Here is a 24,011-nt window from a genome sequence, read left to right on the forward strand (position 1 = left end):
CCGGTGATATAATGAGAATTATTATCATTGATATTGGAGGATGAGCTTCATGTTGAGTACTCAGCTCTTCGGCGTCTTAATGAAAGGCGGGGCGCATTCGTTCTGCCTTCCTGTGTCGCTGATCGATCTGGCCGATCCCTGCGACGACGAACGCCTGCCTCTCGCTCCAGGGTCCGCAAGAATCGTCTTGGTGTGGGGCGGAAGCGGGCAACTGCGAATGGGGGTGCAAGGATACGAGCCGACACGCGGCTTCGCGATGGTCGCGCGCACGACCGGGCCGCTTATCGTCGCGAGGCCGGGCACGCTGCGAGGCGTCGTAATCGAATATATGCGATTCGGGCAGGATGGTATGTCCGCAGCGGCCGGCGGTCTGCCCGACGGATGCTTGAAGCGATGTTCTGCGGGCATTCTGCGGCTCGGCGCGGAGCTGCTCGCAGCCTGGCAGGAGCCGGACTCGACAGAGCCGTACCAAGTTCAATTGCTGTTCAGCCGGTTGCTGATCGAGCTGCGGCGGGAGATGGAGCGCCAGTACGGCCAGGCCACAGGCTGGCTGCAGGAGTTGACCGCATTCATTCGGGAGCATTACGGGGAAGAAATGTCCAGGGAGCAACTGGCCGCGGATGCAGGGGTTTCGCCGGAGCACTTTTCCCGCGCTTTCCGCAAATACACGGGGAAGACATTTAACGAATATTTGACGCTGTATCGGATCCGGGGCGCCCAACGGCGGCTGCTGACAGAGCCGGCGGATTTAAATACGATCGCGGACAAAGTCGGATACAAGGAAGGCTTATATTTCAGCCGCAAGTTCAAGTCGGTCGTCGGCATGTCGCCGACCGTATACCGAAGACAGCGCAAGCGCGTCGTTGCGCTGAACTGGAACCATACGGCGACCTTGCTGGCACTGGACAGCATGCCCGAGCTGGGGGTCTATATGCCCTGGATCAAGCGGAGATACGCCCCTGTCGGCGCATCTCTAAATCCGTTTGCCCATACGGCAGAGAGCTTGTACGAAGCGGTCGCCGATGTTCGCCCGGACGTCATCATTCATTATGGCGAGGCTTCTGAAAATGCAAGCCTCGTCCCGTTAGCACCCGTCATCGGTCTATCGTTCAGGTCGATGAGCTGGCGCGAGCAGTTCAGGGCCGTCGCCGAAGCGGTGAATAAGTCCCGGCAGGCGGAGGGATGGCTCGCGCGTTATGAGGCGCAGATCGGGCAGATCCGGATGGCGATGGACAAGCGGCACGGACGCCGGGGTACGGCGATCGTCTGGGAGTTGGCGGGGGAGCTGGCTTTCGGCTGCGGGGAGTGTTTTGGCCGAGCGGCGCATATTCTGTACGGAGATCTGGGATTCAGGCCGCCTGCCGGGCTTCGAGAGCGTCTGGCGCGGGGTTATGTGGAGGCGCGGATCGAAGCGATTCCCGAATATGCCGCCGATTATGTTTTTATTACGGGAATGCCGGCCAGTCCCCATGCACGGCGGCGTCTGCGGCGTCTGTTCCGCTCTGAGACATGGCTCGCGATGGAGGCGGTGCGCAATGGCCGTGCGTATATGCTGACAGACACAGAGGTGTGCTACGGCTTCGATCCGCTCTCCACGCAGGAGCAATTGAAAATGCTGACGGATTGTTTGCTTCCAGGTCACAATTTTGAATGAGGGCACATCACTTTTAGACGTGGCCGGAATAGGGGATGTCCTGTATAGTTATCGAGAATGATTATCAATATCTATTAGGGGGACTACCACGTTGCCAGCCCGCATCTTCTCGTTCCGTCCGTTTTCACTCGTCATGCTCGTTTCTTTTGTGCTTTTCATCGCCGCAGGCTGCGGCAATGCCGGCGAAACCGCGACCGGCTCGCCCGCTGCGGCTGCTTCCGGGTCTTCGGCCGTCGCGCAGGCATTACCCGCCGAGCCGAGCTCATCCGCCGAACCGGCGTACCGGACGGTGGAGACGATTAAAGGAGAGATCCGCTTTCCTGCTAATCCGCAGCGCATCATCGCCGAGGAATATTTGGGCAGCCTGATCGCGCTCGATATTATTCCAGTCGGTGCGCCAGGGCTGACGCTGAAAAATTTTTATTATAAGGAGGCGCTCGCCGGCGTCGTCGATACGGGAGAGTACGGAAAGCTGAACGCAGAGCGCATATCGAGCCTTGACCCGGAGCTGATCATCACCGGCAGCGCCGAGAGCTACGAAGTACTCAGCAAGATCGCGCCGACGCTCCTCGTGCCCTACGGGGACCTGAAGGATGCTCACGAGGAGCTGACTTTCTTCGGCAAGGCGCTCGGCAAGGAGAAGGAGGCGCAGGCATGGCTGGCCGAGTATGATCGACGAATTGCCGAAGCCAAGGCCAAAGTAGATGCTGCAATCGGGAGCGATGCGAGCTTTTCCATCCTCGAACGGACGGACAAGGCTGTATGGGCTTACGGGGACAACTTCGGACGCGGCGGGCAGGCCGTATACCAGGCGCTTAGCCGCCAGCCTCCCAAAGCGATCGCGACTTCGTTGATGGAAAAGCAGTGGGTGGAAATATCCGCCGAGGCGCTGAACCAATATGCGGGAGACTACTTAATCGTGACGGCGAACAATCGCACGGTCGAGGATTTCAGAAAGGATTCGATCTGGGGTAGTCTGCCTGCCGTAAAAAACAACCGGCTTTATGTCTGGCCGGAAGCGCGTTCCTGGTATTACGATCCGATCGCGGTACTCGCGCAAACGGAAGAACTGGCCAAGTGGTTGACGGAATTGCCGGTGCAAGCCTCCTGAGCCGTACGAAAGCGCGGGGATCGCCAGAATGCCTCTCTGCTGCCTGGCGGCCGGAACTTGCGTTCCCCTCCTATTAGGAGCCAAAGCCTCGGACCCTTATAAGCGGGGTCCGGGGTTTTGGCTCCTTTTTCGCGCAGATTCGTTATTGCTCCTCGCTTTCGACCACCGCATCCCGGATCTGCTCGAACGTAAGCGGCGTATAGTCCCAGTGCTCGACGCAGGCGTTAAAGTAATTTTTACCCTCGTACTTCTGGCCGTGGATGTGCCCGTGAACGTTGACGTAAGGCATATGCTTGTTCATGTACATCGGCTCGTGCGAGAGGAAGAAGAAATCTTTGTAGATAATCGGATATTCGCTTACCTGCTCGAACCCGGCCTCCAGCCACCAACTCCGCGACCGGCCACGGTCATGGTTGCCCAGGATGAGCGTCTTGTTGCCGTTCAGCCGGGATACGATCCCCCGCGTCCGCTCCAGATTCAAAAACGAAAAATCCCCCAGGTGAAAGACCGCGTCATCCTTGCTGACGACCGTATTCCACCGATCGATCATGACCTTCGTCATCTCCTCGGCATCCGCGAAGGGTCTGGACTCGAAGTCGATAATGTTGCGATGTCCGAAGTGATGATCGGATATAAAAAACGTTTTGGCCATTGGAAGACCCTCCCCTGCCTCGAAGTTTTAGCGCGTTTTCCGCCTCTCGTCCGTTAGCCGCTCGCCGATCCATTCCCGAATTGCAGCCAGCACCGGCTCGCGTTCCAACTCGTTGTGCAGCTCATGCTTGTAGCCGTGCCACTCCCTGTAATCGCAGAGAGGACCGGCCCGCTCCGCGAACTGCCTGCTGGCCGCGATCGAAGTGACCCGATCGTCGTCCCCGTGCATGAGGAGAATCGGCGCGCTTAACTTCTCGGCGTGCTTGATCGCCCACAGTCCCGCGCGCTGCACGCTGAAAAAGAAGCGTACCGTGATGTGGCCGTGGCCGAGCGGATCGTCGCGATAGCGCTCGGCCATCGCGGGATCGGTCGTCAGATGGTCGACTTTCATCGGCCGCGTGTTCGTAAAGCCCGGATAGAACCGCTCGACCAGCCGGCCGATGACGACCTGCGCCTGCGGCGGCGCGAACGCCAGCCTGAACCACGGGCTGCTGATGACCGCGCCGGCGACGTTCGGCTTGCGCCGCAGCAGATAGTTCAGCGCGACATTGCCGCCCATGCTGTGCCCATACAAAATGACGGGCACGTCCGGATAGCGGCGCGCCGCCTCCTCGAACAGCTGGTCCACGCCCTCGAGCAGTCCCTCGTAGCTGGGCGTATGGCCGCGCTTGCCGGTCGTTCGGCCGTGTCCGCGCTGATCGAAGCCGATCGCAGCGTAGCCGGCCTCGTTCAGAATGGACGCGACATGGTGGTAGCGTCCCATATGCTCGCCCATGCCGTGCACGATCAGCACGACGGCCGATGGCGCGGCCGAGGAGGCGCGTTCGTTTTCGCCGCCGACTGTCCATTCGCCGGCCGCCATGACGGTTCCGTCGGACAACGTCCATGAGAAGGGTTGATAGGCCACGGGGATAACTCCTTCGCTCGATAGTCGCCGATGCATTTCTTCTATTATATGCCGACGCATGCCTGGGAAGAAAGCGGCCAGGGAGTCGTGCGGGATTGCGTCCAACGTCGACTCGCCCGCCCGCGTGGAAGCGGGGATGCGGCCGAATGGCGCAAAATTGCGCTATGATCGCATGCTCAGCCGCTGTCGACCGCCCGCCACTACCAAGGTGAGCCCGAATAGCGCAAAATTGCGCTATGATCGCATGCTCAGCCGCTATCGACTCGCCGCCACTACCGGGATGCGCCCGAATAGCACAAAATTGCGCTATGATCGCATGCTCAGCCGCTATCGACTCGCCGCCACTAACGGGATGCGCCGGAATAGCGCAAAATTGCGCTATGATCGCATGCTCAGCCGCTATCGACTCGCCGCCACTAACGGGATGCGCCGGAATAGCGCAAAATTGCGCTATCCTCATACGCATGACATGCCTCCTTGCGCAGGTTCTACAAGTCGATAGCCGGAAAAGCAAGAAGCCGCCCCCGGTCATTTTCATGACTTTTGGGGCAGCTTCTTCCGAAGGGGGCTTGCATTAAAAGATCTGCTTAAGATTCCGCGTTCGAAGGGGCGGTCGATTCACCGTCCAAGCGATCGGCTTCGCCGGCTGCTGTTCCGGACTCCAGGGCGTTCGCCGGCTGTGCGATCAGGGATGCGCCGCCCGAAAACAGCGCCGAGATCTCCGTCGCCGACAGCGCCCGCGAGTAGATGTGGAAATCGTCGATCGCGCCGTTCAGATAAGGATCGGCGTATTGGGACTTGCCGATATAGTTCAGATTCGTGCTGCCGAGGCTTGACGGCTTCAGCGTCATGGAGGTATTCGTGGCCACCTGCACGCCGTCCACATACAACCGGGCCGTCGTGCCGGACAAAGTAACGGCGACATGCTTCCAGGTCCCGGTCGCGAGCGGCGTCGAAGCTGTCATCGTCTGCTCGCTGCCGTTGCCCGAGGTCGTGATCGCGAACCGCAATCCGCCCGTGCCGCCGGACTGTGGAGCGAGGAACATATAGTTGTTCGTCCCTGTTCCGAAGTCGAAGATGCGCGCCCAGTCGCTGTTGGCGATCACCTTGACCCAAGTCGAGATCGTGAAATCGTTAAGCGAGCTTACGATGCCGGAGGGCAGGCTGGCATAGGCGTTCGTGCCGTTCAGCGCGAGGCCGTTGCCGGCTTTGCCGGCTACCCAAGAGGTGCCGCCGGACAGCGTGGCATGTTTGCCGTTGCTAGAGCCGTCGGTCGCCGTCGTGCCGGATGTCTGGTTCATGTTGTAGGAGGCGATGATCTCGGGCTGAACGGGCGGCGTGCCGGCCTGCAGCTTGATGTCGTAGGTTGCAGCCGTGCCGATGCTGAGCGAGACGGTGGTCGTCTGTCCGTTCGCGGCCGTGACGCTGCCGACGACGGCGTTGTTCACGAGTACGTTGTACGAGCCGGCGGCCAATCCCGTGAAGGCGACTTTTGTCGTGTGCGCCGTGCCGCTCGTCACGTTTTGAAGCGTGAAGTTGACGTAGTTTTTCGCTTGGGCGACGGTCGCCGCCGTATATTTGTCGCGCTCGAGCGTCATGCCGAGCTTTTCGGTGATGAGGTTCAGCCGCTGTCCGACGCCGTCCTTAGGCGTGATGACGTAATTGCCGCCGGTAAGCGCAACGTCGGCGCCATAGCCGTACAGGCCGAAGATGGGATCGACGGCGATGTCGGCGCTCAGGATCTTGATCGCGCCGAACAGGCCTAGATCGGCTTCGCCGGACATGCCGCGCCAGCCGTTGAACAGCGGTCCGCCGTCCAGACCGAGCGCGCCTGCGTTGCCTTTGGTCATCTGGTACGTCCAGGACACGGCGCCGATGTTGGCCGGATCGGAGCTGATCTGGCCGGAGTTGATCGCGCTGACGTTGGCGATCTTCGCTGCGTACGTGAGCCGCTGCTCGACCTCTGGGCTCGTCGAGCCGGTGCGTACCCAATCGTCCATCGCGTAGCCTGCCAGCGAGACGGTGTACTGGAAGTTCCACCAGGGCTCTCCAGTGATCGTGACCGGTACAGAGTAGAGGTACCACAGCGGCATCTGGCCGCGCGTGGCCCGCGTTTTCGTATTGATCTTGCTCTTGATCGTGCTGTTGTTGTTCATCTTGGCCAGGGTGTAGACGGCTTCCTCGCCCGTGTTATCGTAGTTGTACTCGGAGCCGTACGGATAGGCGGCGCCGCTGAAGTTGTTGTACTTGGTCGCCATCTTGGCGATGATGTCGTTCGCCTGCGTCGTGTAGCCTTCGTCCTGCAGCGCCTTGATGATCTCTGGCGTCGTCAGCTCGCCCATCAGGCCGGTGTTCCAGTTGTAGGCGACCGGACCATCGTATAACGCCTTCATGATATTGTAGGCGCGGAGCAGGTAGGTCGTCCGCGGCTGGATATAGGTGACCAGTCCGGGATACAGCTTGGCGATCTTATACATGCTGAAGTAGGTATTGTAAATGTGAGGGTAGGCATAGCCGCGATAAGTCGGCGTCGTGTTGGGCGAGGCCATCAGGAAGTCGGGCACGAGATAGTCGATGTGGTGGCCGTTCATCAGATTGGTCCATATCGCCGTCTCCAAATACTGATCGAGGGACGTGACCTCCGAAGCGACTGGCGTCTGCACGTTTTTCTCGGCGAGGAATTGCCCGTGGGTCAGGCCCCAGTCGTCGCCCCAGCCCCAGTAGCCCGTGAAGTTGTTGCGCTTGGCTTTGGTCTGCATCATCCAGTCGTCGTACACTTTGTCCTTGATCGTGCCGGGAGCGTTCCACTGCTGATTGTTCACCATGAAGGTCGCGTGGCGCTGCAAGGCAAGGTCGATCGGTTCGATCGCATAGAACTGCAGGACCGTCTTCTCGCCGCTGCCGTACGTCACGGTGATATTGTTCGGTCCGAGCTTGCTCATCGAGAGCGAGTAGAGCTTGTGGTCGGTGCCGGTCGTGCCGAGCGAGGCGATCGTCGTCTGCGAAGGGGCGTCCGAAGTCACGGAGGCAATCGTCTTGGACGTATGGAGATCGAATTTCGCCGTCTGGTTGGTGGGGACAATCATGCCGGGGACGACGTTGACGTCGATAAGTCCTTCGCTGTACAGCCGGTCCTTGACGCCTTGTTCGCCGTTCGCCTTGAAAAACTTGAAGGCGTACGTCTTGCTTGCGCCCGGCGCGAGCGTCAAGCTTGTATTGGTCAGGTAGCCGCGGTTCGTGCTCTTGATGACGTTGGAATGGATGTAGAAAACGGTCAGGCCCTCCGGCCATCCGCCCTGATCCGCCGCCCAGGTGCTGCCCGGGTGCTCCTCGGTCCGCCAGTTGTCCATGTACTCGAATCCGGCGCCGGTCGTCGCGTCGGGGACCATCAGGAGCGACGGTCCGATACCGCTCGGACGCTGCGCGGTGATGTAGGAGTTGTTGTTGCCGACGAACGAATGCGTGACGACGCGGGTCTCGTAGATCTCTTCATTGTTGCCGCCGGACCAGAATTCATTGAACGGTAGCGGCAGTCCGAAGTCGCCGATCTCCAGCGTCTGCGTGCTGGTGTTCGTGACCGTGATCTGCCAGCGCAGATAGTCGCTCGCAAGGGAGTAGGATTGGTCCACCTTGAAGTTGCGGATGCCTTCTGCATTGGCGGAGTTCTGGTAGGTAACGTTGACCGTGCTGCCGGACTGGCTTTGCGTCCGCGCATCCGCCGATTTGCTCGTCCAGGCCTTGGTCCAGGCCCCGCTGCCTAGCCGGTAGGTGAACATCAGCTCGCCCAGCCATTGATGATCGGACGTATTCTGGTTGGGAGCGTTGGTGCCGTTCATCACATAGTTCGTGGCGAACGAGTCGCCGGCAATCGTCAGACTGCTGATTTCGCCATTCGTGCCGGTCGTGACGTTGAAGCTGCCGCTGCTTAGCGTGTAGGCTGAAGCATCCTTGGGGGAAACCAGCCATACTGCAGCTGCTGCCGCCAGGATCGCCGAGTAGTAGAGCGCCTTTCTGCGTGGCTTTAACCCGGACTCGATCATTATCTTATTCCTCCTTAGTGTGAGGCTCGATGCACAGGACCATCTCTCTCGACTCCGCTCCCGAGAATGCGCCAAGCTTGCCTGGACATCACCGCCCTTTTTTTGCATAGTTTTAAATAAATCTAAAACTGTTTTTCGATTACATCATATTTCCAGTCAAACGAATTGTCAATCCAATGATGTAAGCGTTATATAAACTATTTTTTGGATATTTTCCTTGCTTTTCTTATGGATTTGGCTAAAATTAAGTTGCAGAAAGTTTTAAACTATTTTTAATTTGTTTAAATTAAATGCGAAGCGGAGGTTCGGAAATCCGGAGGGGAAAGGATAAGGGGGCATCTGAAAGAAAACCCCGCTCGATGGGCCAAGTGCAACAATTGGCCTATCCGGCAGGGCGGAGGCAGACGGACTGTCGTTATTCTTCCAGATACAGCACGCGGATCAGAATGTCGTGATCGTAATTTCCGAAGTTGCGGCCGAACACGGTCAGCCCTTTTTTATTCGCCGATTCCGGATCGACCTCGATCCGGAACATCAGATCGCTCTTGTAGTCCAGATCGAGCTCGGGCAACGTCAATTGGCCGATCCGGTAACCGTCGATGAAGCTGCCCTCGTCGTTGATGCGGACGATCTTGAGCAAGCCGTATTGATTGCAGTTCTGCGGCCACCAATCGGGATTGTAAGTGCCGCGCACGTCGCCGAAGTCGCCCGGACAAGTCCAGGTGCCAAGCTTCATGCCGTTCAGGGAGAAGGTGATATCCGACGGCCAATTCTCGGAGGTGCCGGGCGCCTCCGAGCCGATCTCCATCATGAACTGGAGTTCCTTGAAGCTCTGGGTCGGCTTCAAATAGTTGGGAACCCGGTATTCGAGGAAGCCTTCGGTGAGCCATACGATGCCGGCGTCCACGCGGCTCGGATCGGCGAAGTAACGCGGATCGTCGAACGTGCCGATCAGGCTGTCCTTGGTTGCCAGTCCGCAAGTAGGGACGGCAGCATAGTTGCTGTAGTGGCCGACCCGCAGCTCCGTTTCGTAGAAGTTGTCCTCCTCTTTTCCCCGCAGCTCCACCAGCAGCTTGTCCTCGTTCAGATGGCACATCTTTTGCAGCCCGTGCTTGCCCACGTTCGTGACGATGTGAATGAGCCCGCTCTCCTCCAGCTTTTTGATATGCATCGTGATGGCCCCGTTGGTCAAGTTGAGCTTCTGCGCCAAGTCGTTCAGATTCAGGTTATGGTGCTTGACCAGCAGGTCGAGGATCTGGATGCGGATCTCGGAGCTAAGCGCCTTGAATATATTTATTCCCGATTTGAGTTCCTTGATATGGATCATGAACGGCGTTCTCCTCTGCTTGCGGATAGTCGTCCGGCGAAGACGCGTTTTGGCATTTTTCTAATTATATTTCATCTATGGGGTCAAATAAATGTTTAAAACAATGATTCTGTTTGAAGCGAAGGAAGGCGTGGCGGAAAAGGCCGCAGGACAATAAAAATTCAGTCGATTAAGCGAAAGTGGGCGATACTTTAATTTTAAATAAATTTATAACACTTTTTCGGAAAGCGCATTCAATCTTATTGACAGGGAGAATTATACAAAATATTATAAAAATATAAATTGTTTTAAATAGTTTTAAAATAAATAGAATAAAAGAGCTGAACATGAGGGAGAGAGCGTATTGGATGCAAAGCAAAGCAAGCTGATACTCGATAAGGATTATATCGCGGGAGAGGTCGACAACAGGCTGTTCGGTTCCTTTGTCGAGCACCTGGGCAGGGCCGTATACGGCGGTATTTACGAGCCGGGGCATCCTGAAGCCGACGAGAGCGGATTCCGTCGGGACGTGGCGGCGCTTGTCCGCGAGCTGCGCGTTCCGCTGCTTCGGTATCCCGGGGGCAACTTCTTGTCCGGCTACAATTGGGAGGACGGGGTAGGTCCCGCCGCGGAGCGGCCCCGCAGGCTCGATCTGGCCTGGCGCACGGTCGAGCCGAACGCTGTCGGTACGAACGAATTCGCAGTCTGGGCGAATTCGGTCGGCGCCGAGGTGAACATGGCCGTCAATCTGGGAACGAGAGGCGTCGATGCGGCACGCAGCCTGGTCGAGTATTGCAATCATCCTTCCGGCACGTACTGGAGCGACCTGCGCATCGCTCACGGTTATCCGGAGCCGCATGGCTTCAAGACATGGTGTCTGGGCAACGAGATGGACGGTTCCTGGCAGATCGGACGCAAAACGGCGGCGGAATACGGCAGGCTGGCGTCCGAGACGGCGAAGGCGATGAAGTGGGTGGACGACTCGATCGAGCTGGTCGTCTGCGGCAGTTCGGCCCGCAAAATGGCGACCTACGCCGAATGGGAGGCGACCGTGCTCGATCACACGTACGACGAGGTCGACTATTTGTCGCTCCATACGTACTACGGCAATCTGGACGGCGATACGGGCAACTACTTGGCCGCCTCGCTGGACATGGACGCCTTTATCCGCGAGGTGACGGCGATCTGCGATTATATCAAAGCCAAGAAGCGGAGCAAAAAAACGATGCGGCTGTCGTTCGACGAGTGGAACGTCTGGTTCCATTCGAACGATGCGGACGCCAAGCAGCGGCCCTGGCAGACGGCGCCGCCGCTGCTCGAGGACGTCTATACGCACGAGGACGCGCTTCTCGTAGGCAGCATGCTGATCACCCTGCTGCGCCACGCGGACCGGGTGAAAATCGCTTGCCTGGCCCAGCTAGTCAACGTCATTGCGCCGATTATGACCGAGACGGGCGGAGCCGCCTGGCGGCAGACGATCTTTTATCCGTTCATGCAGGCTTCGCTGTACGGTCGCGGCGTATCCTTGCATCCGCTGATCGAGTCGCCCAAGTACGACAGCAAAGACTATACGGACGTGCCCTACCTGGATGTCGCGGCCGTATACGACGAGGCGGCGGGAGAGCTCGCGGTGTTTCTCGTCAACAAGGATCAGCGGGAGCCGATGCGGCTGGCGGCGGATATTCGCAGCTTTGGCGACCTTGCGGTCATCGAGCATCAGACGCTGGAGAGCGACGATCCGAAGGCGACCAACACGGCGCGCGAGCCTTACCGCGTCGTTCCTCATGGCCGCGGGGACGCCATAGTAGACGGCGGACGGCTCGCGGCCACGCTCGGTCCGCTGTCCTGGCACATGATCCGGCTGCGTCTGGCGCACGGCGAGACGCAGACGTCGGCGTGATACCCGGCGCGAAGGCTGACGGCGAAGCACGAGGGAATACGGCCTATCCCGCTATCCCGCCCTGGAGACTTCGGCCTGTCCCTCGGTTAACCGGGGGACCGACGGGCGCTCGCCGCGTTGCTTGACCAAGCGCATCCATGCGTAGGTCAGCGCCGCGCATTGCGCCAGCGTGAGGAAGGATATCAAGATCTCCTGCAGTACGCCAGGGTTCGCATGGGTCCGTCCGAGCGCGAGCAGGTCGAGCTTGATCAACAGCGTATGGCCGAAAAAAGTCACGAGGCTGAATCGGTTGAGCAGCCGATGATGCCGCCTGACCGCATCCCAGCGTATGCGCACGATGCCGTAGAACATCAATACCGAAGCCGGCAGCGTCGAAAAGGCCAGTCTGTAATCGTCGCTCCAGTCTGCCGTTCTCCATAGAAAGGCGGTCTCCGCGGCGGCTAGGAGGCCGGTGAGCGCGAGCAGCGGACGGACCGGCAGCCTTTTGAACGCTTCCTCATGCCGTGCCAGCAGCACGCCCGCGCCGACGAAGACGAGTCCGAAGCCGCCGTAGTTGACGAGCGCCTTCGCCGCCATCCGCGCGCCTTCAGACCCGAACAGCTCGGGCCAGGCCGATCTGACCGGTCCGCTCGGCGTGCCGGCGAGGCACTGCGCTGCCGCGAGCGCCAGCGCCGCGAGCCCGATCAACTGCCGCTCGCGTCCGCCCGATACGAGCGCATACGATACGAGAATACCGAAGATCAGCGGCGGGATGAACCAAAGCTGCTGGTAAGCGCCCTCGACGAAGATCCGGAGCGCGACTCTTTTTCCCAATGCCAGCAGTCCGCTCGCGCTCGTATCGCCGTGCAGGATCGCGCCCGCGATCTGACGTCCCGTGTTGAGCAGGCACAACAGCCCGTACACGATCGCAATCCGAGATACATACTTCCGCACATACGCGCCCGCATCGGCGGCATGCATCCAGCCTTGATAAGCGAGAAAGCCTGCGATCAGGTAAAAACCCGGCACGACGGTGCCAAACGACAGGCCGGCAAAAGACAGTTGGCGGTTGTCCATCGTCGACATGATCGGAAGGAACAGCTCGTGGGAAAAAACGACGAGTATGCAGCCAAGCACCTTGAACAGCGTGATGCCGGGATAATAGCTACGCATTGCGCCTGCTCTCCGCGGGTTCCCCGAGCTGGGCGAGCGCCAGTCCGCGCACGTCTGCCACCGCGATTTTGCCAGTCGGGGACATGGGCAGATACGGCACGTATAGAATGTGTGCGGGAATCTTGAAGGCGGACAGCATGCCGGCGAGGTCGTGCCTGATTTTCTCGGTGATGAGCGTGGCGTCGCGGCGGGGGACGATGCAGGCGCACACCTGCTCTCCGTATTTGTCGTCGGGCACGCCTACGACAAACGCCGCTTCGACGCCGGGAAGCTTGAGCAGCGCATGTTCGATCTCGACGGGCGAGATCTTTTCCCCGCCGCGGGAGATGATGCGCTTGATACGGCCGGTAACGATCAGATGGCCGCTCGCGTCCAGGTAACCGAGATCGCCGGAGCGGAACCAGCCGTCTGCAGAAGGTCCTGCGTCTTCGGCATCCGACTGTCCGGCATAACGCATGACCCGGTGGCTCCGGATGCGGATCTCGCCTTGTTCCCCGGCCGGCAGCCGGGCGCCGGTCTCGGCGTCCACGATCGCCACCTCTACGTTTTTATCCACCTTGCCGGCCAGACTGTATTCGCACGACATGAACTGCTGCAGTCCGATGAACCCGCTCACCAGCTTCGATTGCATGAACAGGCCATACAGCGGCGACAGCACCGGATGGGGTTTGCGGTCCGTAATGCAGACACCGTTGGCGACCGCGCCCGCCTCGGTCGAGCCGTAGCTGACCATGAAAAAGTAGATATGCAGCTCCCGCGCGATGCGATCGAGCACGCGGCGGTCGACGGCGGAAGACGTGAATACGAGCCCGAGCAGGCTGCGCAGGTCGTGCTTGTCCCTCGCTTCGGAGGAGAGCATCTGCTCGATCATGAACGGGGTGCCGATCAGAACGCGGCATTTGAAGCGTTCGATGAAGGCGAGCGCGCTGTTCGGACTGTAGTGGCTGAGCATGACGATGCGGATCGAGCAGGCCTTCAAGGCAGTGAAGATCGTACCGAACCCGCCCATATGGTAGAGGGGCAGCAGACTCATGACGGACAGCTTGCGCGTCAGCCGGTCCGTCAGCCGAATCAGCAAGGCCGAGGCCGGGCCTGTGCGTTTGGGAGATCGGGCGGCAGTCATAAAGGACGCTGTGGAGCGGAGTACGCCCTTGGGTTTGCCGGAGGTGCCGGATGTATAAAGGAGGACGAGCGGGTCGCGGAGGTCGCGCCCGGCGGCGGCATTTCCGAATGCTTGCGGTCCGACCTTGGCCGCTTCTTCGGCCAGCTCCGCGTAGGCGCGGAAAGGCGCGCGGACCTCCGCCCGCTCCGCGAGCACGAACAGATGACGCGGCACCGGGCATTCGGCATGATGGCCTTGCGCGCCTCCCGTCTCCGCGAGCAGCTCGGCGACCATGGTCACGTACGATTGTCGCTGGCCCTCTTTGTCCAACAACAAGGCAGCCGGCTTGCAGTCCGCGAGGAGCGCGCGCAGCTCTTCTTTTTTGCTGTATGTATTAAGGGGGACCGCGACGGCCCCGATGCAGGCTGAAGCGAAGATAAGAAGGACGAGTTCTATTCGTCCCTGCATGAGCAAGGCGACTCTGTCTCCGGGGCGTATGCCGAGCGAGAGCATGCCCTCGGACAACCTTCGGACTTCCTCCCAGATCGTCCGCCAGTCGTAATGCTGATCGAAGCCGGGGAAGCTGAATGCGATGTCGTTCGGCGATCGTCTGGCGCGGTTTCGCAGAAGTTCGGGAACCGTGTCGCGCGGCGCCGTCCATGCCCTGTCCTTCATAGGGCGTCCTCCTCTATGATTTTGATACAATTAGTATACATAACGTTACAATTTGTTGATATAGGAAAAATGCCGATACGCCGCTATCCGACGGAATCTCCGTCAAACGGCGCAATAACGACAAAAAGCCTGAAGCGGCCGTCCGGGAAACGGTCCTGCTCCGGCTTTTAGCGGACTGGCTGTCGGTCAGGCTGGCGCGGTGCGTCCGCGCAGGGAGGAAGGGGAGACGCCGCAATAGCTCTTGAACAGTCGGCTGAAATAATAGATATCGCTGAAGCCGTGCTCGAGCGCGATCTCCGACACCGTCTTGTTCGTATAGCGCAGGTCCTGGGCGCAGCGGCCGATTCGCACGAAGTTCACGTAATCGGTGACCGAGCGGCTGGTAAGCTCCTTGAAGACGCGGCTGAAATGATAACGGCTCATGCCCGCGATGCCGGCCAGCGTCTCCACGTCAAGCCGCTTGGCATAGTTATCTTCGATATACTGCAGCACCGGCTCGATCCGAGTCAGCCGTCTGATGCGGGAAGCCAACTCGCCTTGCGGCATGCTCTCGGCGACATGTCCGCGGAGCATGACCGCGAGCAGCCGGAACAGACACGATTTAACCGAGAGCTCGTAAGCGACATCTTTTTTTTGAAACTCGGCGATCAGTTCGTCGAGACTGTCCTTGATGGCGGCATCGCCGGCGATCAGGTTCGCGAAGCGGATGCGGGACCGGACGATCGGCGTAATAAACTTCGTCTCGGCCGAGTCGATCCGATGGCTGTGCAGCAGGTCGGGATCGAAGATGACCGCATAATAAAACAAATGATCCGAAAGGCTCACGCCATGATGAAGATCGGCACAGTTGACGACGATCAAGTCTCCGGGACCGACGTCAAAGCTGTCGGCGTTGCAGGAAATGCGCGCCCGGCCTTCGACGATATATAGAAACTCCATATGCTCGTGCCAATGAGAAGGAAAAGCGGTGGTCCCGATCCGCTCGATGCGGCATTGATGGATCTTGAGCGGAAATTGGGGATCGGGCATATCCATGGGCTCCAGCAGCGCGGGATTGCGGTCCATGCGGCGGCACCTCCATATCGCACAATATTACAAATTGCCAGCATAGCTATTCATGGCTGGTCTGCTCTATTCATTTTATAGTACAGGTAGACAAATGAGTAGAGGGAGGCAATACCTGTGAAAAAGCTGGGCATCGGCGTTATCGGCACGGGTTCGATCTCTGAATCGCACTTGAATGCATACGCGGCCAACAAGAACGCAACGATCGTCGCGGTCTGCGACCTGAACAGAGAGCGCGCGGACAAGGCGGCGGAGAAATACGGCGCTTCGAGCGTCTACACGAACTATCATGACCTGCTGGCGAATCCGGAAGTGGAAGCCGTCAGCGTTTGCACATGGAACCATACGCACGCGGAGATCGCGATCGCCGCGGTCAAGGCGGGCAAGCACGTGCTCGTGGAAAAGCCGCTCAGCATGACGGTGGAAGAAGCCGAAGCCGTACGCGACGCGGTTCGGTCGAGCGACCGTATACTGCAAGTGGGCTTCGTCCGCCGCTACGACGCAAACGCTCAACTGGCCAAGCGCTTCACGGAGCAAGGCGAATTCGGCGAGCTTTATTATGCAAAAGCGTCCCTGATCCGACGTCTGGGCAATCCGGGCGGCTGGTTCGCTGACAAGGACCGTTCGGGCGGCGGTCCGCTGATCGATATCGGCGTGCACGTCATCGACTTGTCCTGGTATCTGATGGGCCGTCCGAAGGTGAAGTCGGTCAGCGGCAACGTATACAACAAGCTCGGCAACCGCTCGAACGTCAAGGGTCTGTCCTTCTACCAGGCGGCCGACTACGACGCTTCGCGCAATACGGTCGAGGATCTGGCGAACGCGCTCATCCGGTTCGAGAACGGCGCGTCCCTGCTCGTCGAAGTCAGCTACGCGCTGCATGCCAAGAGCGACGAGTCCGCGGTCAGGCTGTACGGCACCAAGGGCGGCTTCGAGATCGATCCGGAGCTGACGATCGTCTCGGAGCGGCATGACACGATCCTGAACGTGACCCCGCAGGTCGACAGCCTGAAGTTCAACTTCCAGCAAGCGTTCCAGTCGGAAATCGACAGCTTTATCGCTTCGGCGACTTCCGGCACGGAGCCGCTGAGCCCGGTCGAGGACGGTCTGACGATGATGCGGATTCTGCGCGCGATCTATGAGTCGGCTGAGCTGGGCAAAGAGATTGAGCTGTAATTTAAGACGCAAGGGGTATAAAGGAGTGAACGGGAATGAAGCTGGGACTCAGCACATATAGCTTGTACCGCGCGATCGAATCGGGCGAGTTGACGGTGACGGGCGCGATCGACTGGATCGCGGAGCAGGGCTGCGAGCACGTCGAGATCGTACCGATCGGCTTCGATATCCGGACGCCGGGATTGATTGAAGAGATCGTGGCCCGTGCTGCTGCTGCGGGGCTCGAGATTTCCAACTACGCGGTTGGGGCGAATTTTGCGGTCGAAGACGAAGAGGCGTACGAAGCGGAGATCGAACGCGTCAAGGGCGAAGTCGACATCGCGCTCGCGCTCGGCGTCAAGAAGATGCGGCACGACGTCGCCTCGCGCCAAGGCGCATCGGTCGGACAATTCTGGCGCGAGCTGCCGAGATTGGCGGATGCTTGCCGCCGCATCGCGGAGTACGCGGCATCGGTCGGCGTCGTGACCAGCGTGGAAAATCACGGCTACTACATGCAGTCCAGCGAGCGGGTGCTGGGATTGCTGGCGGAGACGAATCATCCGAACTTCCGCCTTACCCTCGACATCGGCAATTACATGTGCCTGGACGAGGATCCGGCGGCGGCTGTCAAGCGGTCGATCGGCGAGGCGTCTATCGTGCACTTGAAGGATTTCTACCTGCGGCGCGGCGACCGAGATCCCGGCGAGGGCTGGTTTAAGACGGCGGCCGGCAATTACCTGCGGGGCTCGATTTTCGGCCAGGGCGACATCGACGTGCGCGAGGTGCTGCGCGCAGTGAAGGCTTCCGGCTACGACGGCTATCTGTCGCTGGAGTTCGAGGGCATGGAAGAGTGCAAGCAGGGCTCGCGCATCGGGCTGGCTAACGCGCGGCGCATCTGGTCGGAAGTGTAAGTTGGAAATGCAGGTTAAAGGATAAGCCGGGTAAAGGCAACTTGAAAGAGGAAGGGGACAAAAACGTATGGTGCAAATCGCGAATCCGATCGGCGTCATCGTCGACAGCTTCCGGGTGGGCGTGCGCGACGGACTGCTGAAGGCGAAGGAGATCGGCGCCGAGGGCGTACAGATCTACGCTGTGGAAGGCGAGATGGATCCGGACAAGCTGGATGCGGCGGCTAGAGCGGAACTGCGCGCATACGTAGATTCGCTGGGCCTGCGGATCTCCGCGCTCGTCGGGGATCTCGCGGGACACGGCTTCCAGGACCGTCGCGAGAACGGCTGGAAGGTCGAGAAGTCCAAGCGGATTCTCGATCTGGCGCTCGACCTCGGCACGAACGTGGTCACGACGCATATCGGCATCGTGCCCGAGGACGAGTCAAGCGACGTGTACGCCGCGATGCACGATGCGGTCGAGGAACTCGGCCGTTACGCGAGCGAGCGTGGCGCCTTTTTCGCGATCGAGACCGGCCCCGAGACTTCGGCGCGTCTGAAGGGCTTCCTCGACAAGATGAGCACGAAGGGCGTGTCGGTCAATTTCGATCCGGCCAACATGGTCATGGTGACGGGCGACGATCCGGTGCAAGGCGTCTACAATCTTCGCGATTATATCGTGCACACGCACGCCAAGGACGGCATCCGGCTGCAGGAGACGGATCCCCGCAATATTTACGGCGCGCTCGGCTACGAGGCGATGTCGCACGAAAAGCTGGCGGAGCAGGGCGAGTCCGGCGAATACTACCGCGAGCTGCCGCTCGGCGAGGGCGGCGTGGATTGGCCCGCTTACCTGCAGGCGCTGCAGGATATCGGCTACGAGGGCTTCCTGACGATCGAGCGCGAGGTCGGCGAGAGTCCGGAGCGGGATATTAAGCTGGCCGTCGATTTTCTTCGCGGGTTCAGGTAATCGGAAGGGAAGTTGCCGCGGTCGTGCCGCGATGGTAAGATGATCGCATAGATGCGATACGGACGCAAAGCATGCGCCGCTCGGCTCCTACGGGAGCCCGGGCGGCGTTTTTGCGTTCGGGCGAGGAGGCGCGGAGGTTGAAGCTGGATCACGATCAGTTGTTCAAGACGCTCATTCGAACGTTTTTCAAGGAATTCATGGAGCTGTTTTTTCCCGACGTCGCGAAGGAAATCGATTTTTCGCATACGGTGTTTCTGTCGGAGGAGGTCGCGACAGACTTGGCGGGCGGCCGGAAAGGGCGCGTGGATTTGCTGATCGAGACTAGGCTAAGGGGCGAGGAGACGCTAATCATCATCCACATTGAACCGCAATCCTATTATGAGCCGGCATTCGCGGAGCGGATGTTTTTGTACGCATCGAAGCTGTACGAGACGCACCGCAGGCGCATCTTGCCGATCGCGGTGTTCAGCCACGGGCGCAAGCGTGCCGAGCCGGACCGGTTCGGCTGGTCGTTTCCGTTCCTTGACGTCATGCGCTTCCGTTATCTGCGGCTGCAGCTCAAACATCGCAACTGGCGGGAGTTCGTTGGGTCTGCCAATCCCGTCGCTGCTGCGCTGCTCAGCAGTTTGGGCTATAATAAAAGCGAATCGCTGCAGGTCAAGCTGGCATTTTTGCGGATGCTGATCCGGTTGGAGCTCGATCCGGCGCGGATGGAGCTGTTGGCCGTCTTTTTTGAATCGTACATCAGGCTCGGTCCGGACGAGGAAGAGCTGTTGAAACTTGAAGTCGACCGAATGAAGCAAGGGGAGGCGAGTCAAGTGGCCAAGATCATGGAATGGGAAAACAGCTGGTGGAAGCAGGGCAGGGCGGACGGCCGGGAAGAAGGTCGTGAAGCAGGGATGGCCGAGAGCCAGCGCACTATCGCCGTCCGTATGCTCGGCAAAGGAATGGCGCCGGAGCTCATCCAGGATCTGACCGGCTTGCCGATCGACGAGATCGAACGGCTACGCGCCGAGACTAGATAAGAAGCGGAAGATAAGCTGTCCAGCCGACATGGCGCATGCTTGGGCGCCTTGCCGGCTTTTCGTGTGGTTGCCTGCTGTGGAGAAGGCGATGGGCCGGAAACGTTGGGCGCGAGCATGATCGCCTTCTGTAGGGAAGGCAATGGGGCGAAAACGCGGCATGCGAGCATGATCGCCTTCTGTAGAGAAGGCGATGGGGCGAAAACGCGGCATGCGAGCATGATCGCCTTCTGTAGAGAAGGCGATGGGCCGGAAACGTTGGGCGCGAGCATGATCGCCTTCTGTAGAGAAGGCAATGGGGCGAAAACGCGGCATGCGAGCATGATCGCCTTCTGTAGAGAAGGCGATGGGGCGAAAACGCGGCGTGCGAACGTGATCGCCTTCTGTAGAGAAGGCGATTGGCCGTAAACGCGGCGTGCGAACGTGATCGCAGGCTGTAGAGAAGGCGATGGACCTGAAACTTGGGCCGCAAGCGCGGTGCGCGAGCATAATCGCCTTCTGGGCTCGCGAACGCGGACGGCGGTTGCGATATCGGGGTAATAGGAGATAATAAGAGAATCGACAGGGTTCGCATAGATGGGAGAGTCGGAATGGGCGCAAGCGCAGAGCAGCCGATCATCCGCTTCGAGCGGGTGACCAAAAGTTACGATGACGGGGAGACCGTCCTGAAGGAAGTGAGCTTCGAGATTCGGCGCGGGCAGTTCTATACGCTGCTCGGGCCGTCGGGCTGCGGCAAAACGACGATTTTGCGGTTGATCGCGGGGTTTCAGGAACCGTCGTCGGGCGAGATTTATTTTGACGGGAAAGTGATCAACCGCGTACCCGCCAACGAGCGCCAGGTGAATACGGTGTTCCAGGACTACGCGCTGTTCCCGCATCTCGATGTGTTCGAGAACGTCGCCTTCGGCCTGCGGATCAAGCGCATGAAGCAGGCGGACGTCGAGAACAAGGTGCTTGAGGCGCTGCGCTTCGTCAACCTGAAGGGCTACGAGAAGCGGCAGATCACCGAGCTGTCCGGCGGCCAGCGGCAGCGGGTGGCGATCGCGCGGGCGATCGTGAACGAGCCGCAGGTGCTGCTGCTGGACGAGCCGCTGTCGGCGCTCGACCTCAAACTGCGCACAGAGATGCAGTACGAGCTGCGCGAGCTGCAGCGACGGCTTGGCATTACGTTCATCTTCGTCACGCACGACCAGGAGGAAGCGCTGGCGATGTCGGACGAGATCTTCGTCATGAAGGAAGGCACGATCCAGCAGAGCGGCACGCCGACGGACATTTACGATGAGCCGATCAACCGCTTCGTGGCCGACTTTATCGGGGAGTCGAATATCGTGGCGGGGCAGATGGTCCGCGACTACGAGGTCCGCTTCGCGGGGCATACGTTCGAGTGCGTGGACGGCGGCTTCCGGCCGGACGAGCCTGTCGAGATCGTCATCCGTCCCGAGGATCTGGAGATTACGCCGCCCGAATCGGGCAAGCTGGTCGTGAAGGTCGATTCGCAGCTGTTCCGCGGGGTACACTACGAGATCATCGGCTACGACGACGCGGGCAACGAGTGGATGGTGCATTCGACGAAGCGAGCGACGGTTGGGGAAAGGGTCGGACTCGGCTTCGATCCGGAGGCGATTCATGTCATGCGCTTCGGCGAGACCGAGGAAGAGTTCGACCGGCGGCTGCTCGCGTACGAGGAGAGCGCCAATGAACGCTAAGCGCAACGTCTACCTGGCGCCATATCTGGCCTGGATGGCGCTGTTCATCGTCATTCCGATCGCTCTTATTGTCTACGATTCCTTCTTCGACATCGATGGTGGCTTCACGTTCGGCAACTACGAGAAGTTTCTGACGCCGATCTATCTGAAAATGACGGTCAGCTCGATCTGGTACGCCTTCTTGATTACCGTGTTCTCACTGCTGATCGCCTACCCGGCCGCATACGCGCTGACCAAGATGAAGCACAAGCAGCTGTGGCTGCTGCTGCTCATCCTGCCGAGCTGGGTCAATCTGCTGCTAAAGGTGTACGCTTTCCTCGGCATCTTCGGCACGTACGGCTTCGTCAACGGCGCGCTCGAGGCGCTCGGGATCGGCCGCCAACAGATTCTGTTCACCGACTTCAGCTTCGTGTTCGTATCGGTGTACATTTTTATCCCGTTCATGATCCTGCCGGTCTATAATGCGCTCGAGGACCTGAATCCTTCGCTCGTATTCGCGGCGCGGGATCTCGGGGCCTCCGGCTGGACGACGTTCCGCAAGGTCGTCTTCCCGCTCACGCTTGACGGCGTCAAGGCGGGCTGCCAAGCTGTGTTCATCCCTGCGCTGTCGCTGTTCATGATCACGCGGCTCGTGGCGGGCAACCGGGTCATCACGCTCGGCACCGCGATCGAGCAGCACTTTCTGGTCACGCAGGACTGGGGAATGGGCGCGGCCATCGCGGTGTTCCTGATCATCGCCATGGTCGTCATCATGCTGCTCACGGGGACCGGCCAGGCAGGAAGGGTGAGACGATGAGGGCGGCAAGACGCTGGCAGTCGGCTTATTTGATCGTCGTGTTCGCGGTTTTGTACGCGCCGATCGCTTACATGATCTTTTACTCGTTCAACAGCGGCGGCACGATGCATGGCTTTGAGGGCTTCACGCTTGAATATTACGGCGAAGTATTTCAGGACGCGCGCCTGCTCATCATCGTGCTGAACACGGTCGTCATCGCGCTGCTGTCGTCGACCATTTCGACGATTCTCGGCGTGATCGGGGCGCTCGCCATCATGCGGACGCGAACGAGGCGTTCGCGCAATGCGCTGCTATCGATGAACAATGTGCTGATCGTCAGTCCGGACGTCATCATCGGCGCGTCGCTGCTCGTCATGTTCACGATGGCCGGCATCCGGCTCGGCTTCACGTCCGTGCTGCTGTCGCACATCGCGTTCAGCGTGCCGATCGTCGTGCTCATGGTGCTGCCCAAGCTGCAGGAGATGAGCCCAACGCTTATCGATGCGGCGCGCGATCTGGGCGCGAGCGGCTGGCAGGTGCTGTCGCGGGTCATCGTGCCGTTTATCAAGCCGGGCATTTTTGCCGGATTTTTCATGGCGCTGACATACTCGCTCGACGACTTCGCCGTCACCTTTTTCGTCACCGGCAACGGCTTCTCCACGCTGTCCGTCGAGATCTACTCGCGCGCGCGGCAGGGCGTCTCTCTGTCGATCAACGCACTGTCGGCGCTTATCTTCCTGTTCACGCTGCTCATCGTGCTCGGCTACTACGTGCTGAACCGGCGCAGCGCGAAGCGACTCGGAACGGGGGTGCCGCGATGAACAGCCTGGTCCGGACATTCATCGCCGTCCTCGTCATCGCGGGCGGCCTGCTCATCGCTATCAACAGGCTCAATTCCTCGCAGGGCTACTCGGGCGCGGATACGCTCACCGTATACAACTGGGGCGATTACATCGATCCCGACCTGCTGGACAAGTTCAAGCAAGAGACCGGTATCAAGGTCATCTACCAGACGTTCGACTCGAACGAGGCGATGATGACCAAGATCGAGCAGGGCGGCACGACGTTCGACATCGCGGTCCCGTCCGACTATGCGATCGGCAAGATGCGCGAGGAAAACCTGCTGCTGCCGATCGACCATGCCAAGCTGCCAAACCTTGCGAATATAGACGCCCGTTTCCTGAACCAGTCGTTCGACCCGGGCAACGTTTACTCGATCCCCTACTTCTGGGGAACGGTCGGCATCGTATACAACCCCGAGCTGGTCGGCGACCTGAAGTTCGACAGCTGGGACGATCTGTGGGATCCGTCGCTGCGCAACAACATCCTGCTCGTCGACAGCGCGCGCGAGGTCATCGGGATGGGACTCAACAGCCTCGGCTATTCGCTTAACGATACGAATGAAGCGCATTTGCAGGAGGCGCTCGCCAAGCTCAAGAAGCTGACGCCGAACGTCAAGGCGCTCGTCGGGGACGAGATCAAGATGCTGCTGGCGGGCGAAGAGGCCGCTGTCGGCCTTGTCTGGTCCGGGGACGCCTCGGAGATCATGGACGAGAACGACAAGCTCGACTACGTCATTCCGAAGGACGGCTCGAACCTTTGGTTCGACAACATGGTCGTTCCGAAGACGGCCCGCAACCTGGACGGCGCGCTCAAGTTCATGAACTTCATGCTCGAGCCGGAAAACGCGGCGCAAAACGCCGAGTACGTCGGCTACGCGACTCCCAACGCCAAGGCGATTCCGGTCCTGCCGGCCGAGATCGCGGAGGACAAGCGCTTCTATCCGGAGCCCGCGTTGACGGATAAGCTTGAAGTATACGATAATTTGGGCAAGCGGATGCTCGCGCACTACAACGAGCTGTTCCTCGAATTTAAAATGCACAAAAAGTAAATCATTGCGTATAAGAAGCGTAGCATACGCGGAAGGAGCGAT

18 protein-coding genes are annotated in these 24,011 nt (G+C 59.6%); 11 read left to right on the forward strand and 7 right to left on the reverse strand.

What is annotated here, in order from left to right; all coding sequences use genetic code 11:
• Window positions 1-49: 49 nt before the first annotated feature.
• Together KB449_RS03355 and KB449_RS03360 are read left to right on the forward strand one after the other, a co-directional pair.
• Complete coding sequence (locus KB449_RS03355) at window positions 50-1,654, forward strand: AraC family transcriptional regulator (RefSeq protein WP_282907010.1); 1,605 nt, start codon at window positions 50-52, stop codon at window positions 1,652-1,654.
• Window positions 1,655-1,745: 91 nt separating this feature from the next.
• A complete protein-coding gene (locus tag KB449_RS03360) occupies window positions 1,746-2,765 on the forward strand; it encodes an ABC transporter substrate-binding protein (RefSeq protein ID WP_282907011.1) in 1,020 nt (339 codons plus the stop codon).
• A gap of 142 nt (window positions 2,766-2,907) precedes the next feature.
• On the opposite strand, the gene KB449_RS03365 is transcribed toward KB449_RS03360, so the two are convergent.
• From KB449_RS03365 to KB449_RS03380, 4 genes are all read right to left on the reverse strand, one after another.
• Entirely contained in the window at window positions 2,908-3,417 is a 510-nt protein-coding gene (locus KB449_RS03365; RefSeq protein WP_282907012.1) for a phosphoesterase, read from the reverse strand.
• Window positions 3,418-3,444: 27 nt separating this feature from the next.
• Window positions 3,445-4,323 carry an alpha/beta hydrolase gene (locus tag KB449_RS03370; protein WP_282907013.1) on the reverse strand — a complete coding sequence of 293 codons (879 nt, stop codon included), beginning with the start codon at window positions 4,321-4,323 and terminating at the stop codon, window positions 3,445-3,447.
• A 587-nt stretch (window positions 4,324-4,910) separates the two neighbouring features.
• Entirely contained in the window at window positions 4,911-8,363 is a 3,453-nt protein-coding gene (locus KB449_RS03375; protein ID WP_282907014.1) for a DUF5695 domain-containing protein, read from the reverse strand.
• A gap of 415 nt (window positions 8,364-8,778) precedes the next feature.
• Entirely contained in the window at window positions 8,779-9,690 is a 912-nt protein-coding gene (locus KB449_RS03380) for an ArsR/SmtB family transcription factor (RefSeq protein ID WP_282907015.1), read from the reverse strand.
• 343 nt (window positions 9,691-10,033) lie between these two features.
• Between KB449_RS03380 and arfA the strand changes: the two genes are divergently transcribed.
• Window positions 10,034-11,569 carry an arabinosylfuranosidase ArfA gene (arfA, locus tag KB449_RS03385; protein ID WP_282907016.1) on the forward strand — a complete coding sequence of 512 codons (1,536 nt, stop codon included), beginning with the start codon at window positions 10,034-10,036 and terminating at the stop codon, window positions 11,567-11,569.
• Window positions 11,570-11,620: 51 nt separating this feature from the next.
• On the opposite strand, the gene KB449_RS03390 is transcribed toward arfA, so the two are convergent.
• The 3 genes from KB449_RS03390 to KB449_RS03400 form a co-directional block, all read right to left on the reverse strand.
• Window positions 11,621-12,721, reverse strand: coding sequence for an acyltransferase family protein (locus tag KB449_RS03390; protein WP_282907017.1), 1,101 nt, complete (start codon window positions 12,719-12,721; stop codon window positions 11,621-11,623).
• Window positions 12,714-14,498, reverse strand: a complete 1,785-nt coding sequence (locus KB449_RS03395; RefSeq protein ID WP_282907018.1) for a class I adenylate-forming enzyme family protein — start codon at window positions 14,496-14,498, stop codon at window positions 12,714-12,716. Before KB449_RS03395 ends, KB449_RS03390 begins: the two co-directional genes overlap by 8 nt.
• 186 nt (window positions 14,499-14,684) lie before the next feature.
• Window positions 14,685-15,563 carry a helix-turn-helix transcriptional regulator gene (locus KB449_RS03400; RefSeq protein WP_282907019.1) on the reverse strand — a complete coding sequence of 293 codons (879 nt, stop codon included), beginning with the start codon at window positions 15,561-15,563 and terminating at the stop codon, window positions 14,685-14,687.
• Window positions 15,564-15,680: 117 nt separating this feature from the next.
• On the opposite strand from KB449_RS03400, the gene KB449_RS03405 reads away from it, so the two are divergent.
• From KB449_RS03405 to KB449_RS03440, 8 genes are all read left to right on the forward strand, one after another.
• Window positions 15,681-16,739: a Gfo/Idh/MocA family protein gene (locus KB449_RS03405; RefSeq protein WP_282907020.1), complete on the forward strand. Its 1,059-nt coding sequence runs from the start codon at window positions 15,681-15,683 to the stop codon at window positions 16,737-16,739.
• Between the two features lie 35 nt (window positions 16,740-16,774).
• Window positions 16,775-17,629, forward strand: coding sequence for a sugar phosphate isomerase/epimerase family protein (locus tag KB449_RS03410; RefSeq protein ID WP_282907021.1), 855 nt, complete (start codon window positions 16,775-16,777; stop codon window positions 17,627-17,629).
• A gap of 67 nt (window positions 17,630-17,696) precedes the next feature.
• Window positions 17,697-18,575 (forward strand): sugar phosphate isomerase/epimerase family protein, encoded by an 879-nt coding sequence (locus KB449_RS03415; protein WP_282907022.1) that lies wholly within the window; start codon window positions 17,697-17,699, stop codon window positions 18,573-18,575.
• A gap of 137 nt (window positions 18,576-18,712) precedes the next feature.
• Entirely contained in the window at window positions 18,713-19,600 is an 888-nt protein-coding gene (locus tag KB449_RS03420; protein WP_282907023.1) for an RpnC/YadD family protein, read from the forward strand.
• 587 nt (window positions 19,601-20,187) lie between these two features.
• Window positions 20,188-21,303, forward strand: coding sequence for an ABC transporter ATP-binding protein (locus KB449_RS03425; RefSeq protein WP_282907024.1), 1,116 nt, complete (start codon window positions 20,188-20,190; stop codon window positions 21,301-21,303).
• A complete protein-coding gene (locus KB449_RS03430; RefSeq protein ID WP_217591659.1) occupies window positions 21,293-22,099 on the forward strand; it encodes an ABC transporter permease in 807 nt (268 codons plus the stop codon). Before KB449_RS03425 ends, KB449_RS03430 begins: the two co-directional genes overlap by 11 nt.
• A complete protein-coding gene (locus KB449_RS03435; RefSeq protein WP_282907025.1) occupies window positions 22,096-22,899 on the forward strand; it encodes an ABC transporter permease in 804 nt (267 codons plus the stop codon). The genes KB449_RS03430 and KB449_RS03435 overlap by 4 nt, the downstream gene beginning before the upstream one ends.
• Window positions 22,896-23,969, forward strand: a complete 1,074-nt coding sequence (locus KB449_RS03440) for an ABC transporter substrate-binding protein (protein WP_282907026.1) — start codon at window positions 22,896-22,898, stop codon at window positions 23,967-23,969. Before KB449_RS03435 ends, KB449_RS03440 begins: the two co-directional genes overlap by 4 nt.
• Window positions 23,970-24,011 lie beyond the last annotated feature (42 nt).

It is taken from the genome of Cohnella hashimotonis (assembly GCF_030014955.1).
GTDB classification, from domain to species: domain Bacteria; phylum Bacillota; class Bacilli; order Paenibacillales; family Paenibacillaceae; genus Cohnella; species Cohnella hashimotonis.